Source organism: Chromatiales bacterium, assembly GCA_020445605.1.
In the GTDB taxonomy this organism is placed as follows: Bacteria; Pseudomonadota; Gammaproteobacteria; order JAGRGH01; family JAGRGH01; genus JAGRGH01.
This window is the reverse complement of record JAGRGH010000016.1, coordinates 1-1165: the sequence shown is the minus strand read 5'-3', so window position 1 is coordinate 1165 and position 1165 is coordinate 1. Positions and strand designations below refer to the sequence as shown.

The window sequence follows — 1165 nt, the reverse complement described above, 5'->3', positions numbered from 1 at the left end:
GTCTCGACCTACAGTCCGCTAGGATGCATTTTTTTTGATGCTTTTTTTAAAAAAAGATATGCGTTCATCTGAGAAGTGTTATTTTTAAATATTAGGTTGTAAAGAAAGTTTTTTCGTTTTTTTTTCAAAATATTTTTATTGATAAAAAATAAATAAAAAACAGTTAATCATCAAAATAATTTCCATCATTATCGATGACCTTCTGCCATCTTAATGGCAATTGCCGGATGCCGCTCTCATAAAATTTCTCTGGCTTAAGCTCGAAAAACTGAGTGACGTCTTTTTTGATACTTTGCAAGTCAGTGTAACTTTTCTCCCTCAAGAAGTGCTCCATTGACCGGAATAAGTGATAATCTGATGGAGCCAAGTCTGGCGAATACGCTGGGTGGGGTAAGACTTCCCAGCCCAGGTTCTCGATCGTGGCCCATGTCGTTTTGGCAACATGGGGTCTTGCGTTGTCATGCAGCAGAATCACTTTGCGCTTGCCTTTGCCTCCAAACGGCCGTTTTTTTTTCCAAAGCTTCGCTCAAACGTATTAATTGTTGTGAATAGAGGTTAGCAGTTACTGTTTGTTTAGGTTCAAGAAGCTCGTAGTAAATAATACCCTTCATATCCCACCAGACGCAGAGCATTACCTTTTTTCGATGAATTTCTGGCTTTGGAGTCAAAATCCCCAGTTTTGAATCTAGCAAACCAATTCTGGCAAGTACGTAATTGAAGAGCACCTTGACCGTAAGCGGAGCAAATTGATTTAGTGGCTTGTACCGCATTTTTTTTCAAGTTAAACTCGTATAGCATGCAATGTCGGATGTGCACTTTATCGATAGACATTTTTAACTAATTAAATTTTTGAAATTCAAAATTCAAAAATAACAATGCTATATATAATTTGAAAGAGCAAGAATTTCTCTTTCGAATGATATATAACATGACACATCTAAGTTATCTTTTATTTGAATTTTTGAAATATGAACATAGACGAAAAAACTTTCTTTACAACCTAATAGTGCATGGATTAAATCGAAATTAAATTCTAGAAATAAATATGTGGTCGTGGCCGAGTGGATCGCTTATTCGCCTGACGAGAGCATGGAAGCTCGTAACGCGTCGCGGGTTCGATCCTCGCTAGACACATATAATTTTTCTAGACTAGTGAAATTCAGGC

The 1165-nt window shown here is 36.9% G+C and carries 3 protein-coding genes; all 3 read right to left on the bottom strand.

Features of this window, described 5'->3' with window-relative positions:
- Positions 1-163: 163 nt before the first annotated feature.
- The 3 genes from KDG50_02735 to KDG50_02725 are packed head-to-tail and all read right to left on the bottom strand — an operon-like array spanning position 164 to position 780.
- Positions 164-475, bottom strand: coding sequence for a hypothetical protein (locus tag KDG50_02735; GenBank protein MCB1864318.1), 312 nt, complete (start codon positions 473-475; stop codon positions 164-166).
- Positions 459-632 carry a hypothetical protein gene (locus tag KDG50_02730; GenBank protein ID MCB1864317.1) on the bottom strand — a complete coding sequence of 58 codons (174 nt, stop codon included), beginning with the start codon at positions 630-632 and terminating at the stop codon, positions 459-461. The genes KDG50_02735 and KDG50_02730 overlap by 17 nt, the downstream gene beginning before the upstream one ends.
- Complete coding sequence (locus KDG50_02725) at positions 580-780, bottom strand: hypothetical protein (GenBank protein ID MCB1864316.1); 201 nt, start codon at positions 778-780, stop codon at positions 580-582. Before KDG50_02725 ends, KDG50_02730 begins: the two co-directional genes overlap by 53 nt.
- Positions 781-1165: the final 385 nt, after the last annotated feature.